General features: G+C 70.5%; 5 protein-coding genes and 1 pseudogene. 3 read left to right on the forward strand and 3 right to left on the reverse strand.

The window, feature by feature from the left end:
* Positions 1 to 627 (reverse strand): annotated as a pseudogene (locus G6028_RS03420) (hypothetical protein); the annotation flags it as partial.
* A 127-nt stretch (positions 628 to 754) separates the two neighbouring features.
* On the opposite strand from G6028_RS03420, the gene G6028_RS03425 reads away from it, so the two are divergent.
* Entirely contained in the window at positions 755 to 1,519 is a 765-nt protein-coding gene (locus G6028_RS03425; protein WP_182658045.1) for an IclR family transcriptional regulator, read from the forward strand.
* 59 nt (positions 1,520 to 1,578) lie between these two features.
* Here G6028_RS03425 and G6028_RS03430 read toward each other — a convergent pair whose 3' ends face one another.
* Complete coding sequence (locus tag G6028_RS03430) at positions 1,579 to 2,364, reverse strand: 2-keto-4-pentenoate hydratase (protein WP_182658046.1); 786 nt, start codon at positions 2,362 to 2,364, stop codon at positions 1,579 to 1,581.
* A 60-nt stretch (positions 2,365 to 2,424) separates the two neighbouring features.
* Between G6028_RS03430 and kstD the strand changes: the two genes are divergently transcribed.
* Together kstD and G6028_RS03440 are read left to right on the forward strand one after the other, a co-directional pair.
* Positions 2,425 to 4,173 carry a 3-oxosteroid 1-dehydrogenase gene (kstD, locus tag G6028_RS03435; protein ID WP_182658047.1) on the forward strand — a complete coding sequence of 583 codons (1,749 nt, stop codon included), beginning with the start codon at positions 2,425 to 2,427 and terminating at the stop codon, positions 4,171 to 4,173.
* A 2-nt stretch (positions 4,174 to 4,175) separates the two neighbouring features.
* Positions 4,176 to 5,036: a MaoC/PaaZ C-terminal domain-containing protein gene (locus G6028_RS03440; protein ID WP_182658048.1), complete on the forward strand. Its 861-nt coding sequence runs from the start codon at positions 4,176 to 4,178 to the stop codon at positions 5,034 to 5,036.
* Positions 5,037 to 5,151: 115 nt separating this feature from the next.
* Here the strand turns inward: G6028_RS03440 and G6028_RS03445 are convergent, their stop codons facing one another.
* Entirely contained in the window at positions 5,152 to 6,195 is a 1,044-nt protein-coding gene (locus G6028_RS03445; protein ID WP_182610462.1) for an LLM class F420-dependent oxidoreductase, read from the reverse strand.
* Positions 6,196 to 6,259 lie beyond the last annotated feature (64 nt).

The following is a 6,259-nucleotide window of genomic DNA, read 5'->3' on the forward strand; positions in this document are numbered from 1 at the left end:
GCCGTCGCGGCCGGGGCGGAACCGGACGGTGCGCTGCTCGACCGCGGCGTCGACCGCGTCCTGGGCGGCCCGGGAGTCGTGACGTTCCCTTGATGCGTCGACCGCGGTGTCCAACGCTGCGCGACTGGGCCGGTGGCCGCCGTCCAGGTCCCGGCACAGGGCTCCGATGACCTCTGATTCCACTGCCGCGATGATCTCATCGGGGATGTCGGCCAGCCGGCAGGCGGTGTCGATGGCCAGTTGCTCAGGGAACAGTCCCCGATCGACGGCCTTGCGCAGCAGCGGAAGGCGGGTGTGGATCTGCACCCCGGCGGTCACCAGACGCCCGGCGTGCCACCCGGTCAGCGACATCGCCGCCGCCAGGTGATCACGCGCCCGATCAGCCGGATCCAGGCGGGCAAACGCCGGACGCGGACGCACCTTGTCATCGTGGGTGGCCTCGTCGAGCCGGCCCATCGCCTCCACGAGGTGATGCGCGGCCTGCAGTCGGGTGGCCGCGGCGAGGTTCTGCGCCAGAGTGGCCGACCGCGCCACCTCGCTCAACGCCTCGGCGCCCAACGTGTCGAGAGCCTCCGGCACGGCGCGAAGCGCCCCGAACGCCGCCGAACTCGTCGTCGTCGCACTCATTACCGACCACCCTCCCCCCGCGGCGCCTGTATCGAACATATGTACTACTCTAACGTCACCACTTCACTCGCGCAAGTGTTCGGATCATCCGTCACTCGATGTCGGACCTCCGCGCTACACTCACCGCATGACCGAACCGCCCGTCTCCCCCGTCGACCGCGCCTTCGACGTACTGCGGGTGACGGCGGCGGGAACCGGCCTGACACTGAGCGAGATCTCCCGCGAGGCCGGGTTGGCCAAGTCCACGACCCTTCGCCTCCTGACCGCACTCGAGCGAAACGATGCGGTCACGCGAATCGGCCAGCGCTATCGACTGGGGCCGCTGGTGCATGAGCTGGATCCGATTCCTGCCTCGCCGGCATACGAGCGGACCCGCCGCGTACTCACACCGTTCCTCGCGCACCTCTTCGAGGCGACCCGGGCAACGGTGCACCTGGCCACGCTGCACGGTGACGAGGTGGTGTACCTCAATAAGCTGCACGGTCCGCGGCCGATCCCATCACCGTCGCGGATCGGCGGCGGGCTTCCGGCGTACTGCACCGGAGTGGGCAAGGCGATGTTGGCGTTCGACGACGCCGCCGCCGAGCGGGTGTCGCAGGGCCCGCTGATCGCCTGGACCGACACCACGCTCACCTCGCCGGATGCGCTCGCCGTGGAGCTGGCGGAGATCCGGCGCAGAAGGCGATCGGTGGATCGCGCCGAGCTCACGCCCGGCCTCTACTGCGTGGCCGCGCCCGTGTTCGACGACGACGAGGACGGCGCCTGCGGAACACGAGCGGTGGCGGCGCTCTCCGCTAGCGCGGCGGACAGTGCGGCACTCACTCGACTGGAGCCACTGGTCACCAGGGTGGCCGCGGCCGCCAGTCGCGCGATGGCGACGGACCGGACGTGACGAGGGCCGAGGGAACGTGAGCGCCGCAGCCGAACCCCCGCACTGGCTGCACCCCCGCGCTAGCGGAACTCCATGGTCACGTCCCCCAGGCCCGCGAACTCGGCGCGGAAGGAATCGCCGGGCGCGGCGTCCATCGCGCGGATCGCGGTGCCGGGCAGGATCACGTCTCCCTTGCGCAGGCGGACGCCGAACTTGGCGACCGTCGAGGCCAACCAGCCCACCGAATTGAGCGGGTTGCCCAGGACCGCGTCGGAGCGGCCGGACGCGAGGAACTCGCCGTTCTTGTAGAGGGTCGCATCGATCGCGGCGACGTCCAGGTCCGTCAGCCGCACGCGCTGCTGCCCGACGACATACCCGCAGGACGACGCGTTGTCGGCGATCGTGTCGGGCAGGGTGATCTTCCAGTCGCGGATGCGCGAGTCGATCAGCTCGATCGAGGGCACGACCCACTCGATGGCGGCGGCGGCCTCCTCCTGCGAGCACCCCTCCGGCGGGATGTCGGCGCCGAGGATGAAGCCCACCTCGACCTCGACGCGCGGGAAGCAGAACCGGGCAGCCTCGACCGGCGCCCCCTCCGGGTACTCCATCGTGTCGAGGAGATGGCCGTAATCGGGTTCGTCGACGCCCATCATCTCCTGCATGGCCTTGGAGGCAAGACCCACCTTGTGACCGGTGACCACCGCGCCCGCCTCGAGCTTGCGGCGGATGTTGACGAGCTGGATCTCGAACGCGTCATCCGGGGTCATCTCGGGATGGTCGGCGGTGAGCGGCGCGATGGGCGCCACGTCGGCCTCGGCGTCCCAGAGTCGCTGGGCGAGTGTGGCGCGGGTCTCCTCATTGAGCATGACCGGGATGCTACCTCGACCGTGTGGCGCTCGAGCCCCCGGTTCTATAACGTGTTCTACATGGCAGACCAGGAGTTCGACGTCGTCGTCGTCGGTAGCGGTGGAGCAGGCATGACGGCCGCCCTCGCAGCAGCGAAGAAGGGCCTCAGCGTGGTCCTCGTGGAGAAAGCACCGCACTATGGCGGCTCCACCGCCCGTTCCGGCGGCGGCGTGTGGATCCCGGGGAACTCCGTCCTCCGACGGGACGGCGTCCAGGACACCCCGGAGGCCGCCCGGACCTACCTCCGGGCGATCGTCGGCGACGTCGTGCCCCCGGAACGGATCGACGCGTACGTCGACCGCGGCCCCGAGGTCCTGGACTTCGTCCTCGCCAACTCCCCCCTCGAGATGGAGTGGGTGGTCGACTACTCGGACTACTACCCCGAGTCCCCGGGAGGACGACTCGGCGGCAGATCCGTCGAGCCCAAGCCGTTCGACCTGCGCCAGTTGGGTTCCGAGGCCGCGCGGCTCGAGCCCCCCTACGCCAAGGCTCCGGCGAACATGGTGGTCAAGCAGTCCGACTACCGCTGGCTCAACCTCCTCCAGCGCCCCACCACCAAGGGTTTCCGGCGCTCCGTCCGTGTGACGATGCGCATGCTGCTGGCGAAGGCCCGGGGGGCCAACATGGTGGGCATGGGCCGCGCGCTCATCGCCGCCATGCGCAAGGGCCTCCTGGACGCGGGTGTCCCGGTGTGGCTCAACACGCCGATGACCGGGCTGGTCACCGAGGGCAGCGGGCTGGACGAGCGGGTCGTGGGCATCACCGTGACCCGCGGCGGCGAGGAGCAGACCCTCCGCGCCCGACGTGGCGTGATCATCGGCTCGGGCGGGTTCGAGCACAACCAGGAGATGCGGGACAAGTACCAGCGTCAGCCCATCCCCACCTCGTGGACGGTCGGCGCCGCCGGCAACACCGGTGAGGGGATCGAGTACATGGAGAAGGTGGGGGCGGAACTGGCCTTCATGGAGGACGCCTGGTGGGGTCCCACGATCCTGCTCCCCCGCGGTCCGTGGTTCGCGCTCGCCGAGCGCTCGCTGCCCTGTTCGTTCCTCGTCAACTCGCGCGGCGAGCGGTTCATGAACGAGTCGCTGCCGTACGTCGAGGCCGGGCACCGGATGTACGGCGGGGAGTACGGGCAGGCCCCCGCCGACCAGCAGGGCGCCGAGGGCGAGAACGTCCCGGCCTGGATCATCTTCGACCAGGAGTACAAGAACCGGTATCTCTTCGCCGGATTGCAGGCGAAGCAGCCGCTGCCGAAGAAGTGGCTCGAGACGGAGAACTTCCACAAGGCCGACACGCTCGCCGAGCTCGCCGGACTGATCGGCGTCCCGGCGGACGCGCTGGAGAAGACGGCCGCCCGGTTCAACGGCTTCGCCGAGAGAGGCGTGGACGAGGACTTCCAGCGGGGCGTCTCGGGGTACGACCACTACTACGGCGACCCCACCAACAAGCCCAACCCGAGCCTCGGTCCCGTCCGCAAGGCACCGTTCTTCGCCGCCAAGATGGTGCCCGGGGACCTCGGGACAAAGGGCGGGGCGAACACCGACGTCCACGGCCGCGTCCTCCGCTCGGACGGCTCCGTGATCCAGGGGCTCTACGCCGCCGGCAACGCGTCGTCGCCGGTCATGGGCCACACCTACGCCGGGCCCGGGGCGACCATCGGCCCCGCGATGGTCTTCGGGTACCTCGCGGTCGAGCACATGCTGGCCGGCGCCGCCGCCGGGTCCACCACCACCGAACCGACCACCACCGACAAGACGGGAGTCTGACCGTGCCGATCGACCTCTCGATTGCCCTGGGGGCCGAGCTTCCCTCGCAGGAGTTCTCCTGGACCGCCTCGGACGTGGCGCTCTACGCGCTCGGAGTCGGCGCGGCCGGGGACCCGATGGACACCGCCGGGCTGGACTACGTGGACGACCTGCGCCCCAAGGTGCTGCCGTCGTTCGCCACCGTCGCCGCCACGATGAACGTCACCGAGGCGCCGCGGGTGTCGTTCCCCGGGGTCGAGATCGACCTGGCCAAGGTCGTGCACGGTAGCCAGTCGGTCGAGTTGCACCGCCCGATCCCCGCGGACGGCACCGCCGTCACCACGACCAGGATCGCCGAGATCCAGGACAAGGGTTCGGCCGCGGTGATCATCCAGGAGTCCGAGACGGTCTCCGCCGAGGGTGAGAAGCTGTGGACCTCTCGATCCGGGATCTTCGCCCGTGGCGAGGGAGGCTTCGGTGGCGAGCGCGGGACCTCCGAGAAGGTGCAGTACCCCGAGCGGGACGCCGACCACACCATCGAGGTCGCGAGCCTGCCCCAGCAGGCGCTGCTCTACCGCCTCTGCGGGGACCGCAACCCCCTGCACTCCGATCCCGCGTTCGCCGAGGCGGCCGGGTTCCCGCGCCCGATCCTCCACGGTCTGTGCTCCTATGGCATGGTGCTGCGGGCCGTCGTGGACGAAGTCCTGGGCGGCGACGTCGAGCGGGTCCGCGGCTACGGCGTGACGTTCGGCGGCATCTTCTTCCCCGGCGAGACCATGCGCGTCCGCGTGTGGGAGGACGGCTCGCGACTGCTCGTGGCGGCCACGGCCGCCGAGCGGGACGACGCCCCCGTGCTGAAGAACGTGGTCGTCGACCTCACCTGACCGCGCGACGCGCCCCCGATACCCCACTCCCGATACGACGAACGCCCCGCAGCCACCGCCGCGGGGCGTTCGTCGTGCCGGCGTTCGTCGTGCCGGCGTTCGTCGTGCCAGGGGTTCAGCAGAGCGCGCGGAACCGCTCCACCAACCGGATCCGGCCGGGGGCGTCCATCGCCATCGGTACGACCGTGAGGGTGGTGGCCCCGGCCTCGCGGAACGCCTCGACCCGCTCGGCCACGTACGACTCGGGGCCGATCAGCGAGACCGACCGGACCAGCTCGTCGGGCACCGCGGCCGCGGCCTCGTCCTTCTTGCCGTCCAGGTACAGGTCCTGGATGCGGGCGGCCTCGTCCTCGTAGCCGTAGCGGCACGCGAGCTCGTTGTAGAAGTTCTTGCCGCGGGCGCCCATCCCACCGATGTAGAGGGCCAGGTGCGGGCGCACGAAGTCCAGGTAGCCCGGCACCTCGTTCTCCTCGCAGATCGCCAGCGGGGGTCCGGCGTAGACCTCGAGCTTTCCGAGAGAGGGATCGCGCTTCTCACGCCCCTTGGCCAGCGGCTCACCCCACGCGAGGTGGGCCTTCTCGGGGTGGAAGAAGATCGGCTGCCAGCCATCGGCGATCTCGGCGGCCAGCTGCACGTTCTTCGGCCCGAGCGCCGCCAGCACGATGGGGATGTTCTCGCGCACCGGGTGGTTGATGAGCTTGAGCGGCTTGCCCAGGCCCGTGCCCTGGTCGGCGGGCAGCGGGATCTGGTACTTGGCCCCGTCGTGCACGAGCTTCTCCCGGCGCCACACCTTGCGGCAGATCTCGATGACCTCGCGCGTGCGGCCCAGCGGCGCGTCGTAGCGCACGCCGTGGAAGCCCTCGACGACCTGCGGGCCGGAGGCGCCGAGGCCCAGGATGAAGCGGCCGTCGGAGACGAAGTCCAGCCCGGCGGCGGTCATGGCAGTCAGGGTGGGTGTGCGGGTGTAGATCTGCAGGATGCCCGAGGCCAGCTCCATGGTCGAGGTCTTGGCCGCGAGGTACCCGAGCTGGCTCACCGCGTCGAACGAGTAGGCCTCGGGGACGAACGCGATGTCCAGCCCCGCCCGCTCGAGGTCCGCGGCCTCCGCGGCCGTCTCGGCGAAGCCGCCGCTGTAGTTGAGAGCCATTCCGATGCGCATGCGGGTAACGCTACCGGGGGGCCGCGGCACCCCGTCCGCGGGCCGCCACGGCCCCGGCCCGGGC

This window comes from Dietzia cercidiphylli, assembly GCF_014145145.1.
In the GTDB taxonomy this organism is placed as follows: Bacteria; Actinomycetota; Actinomycetes; order Mycobacteriales; family Mycobacteriaceae; genus Dietzia; species Dietzia natronolimnaea.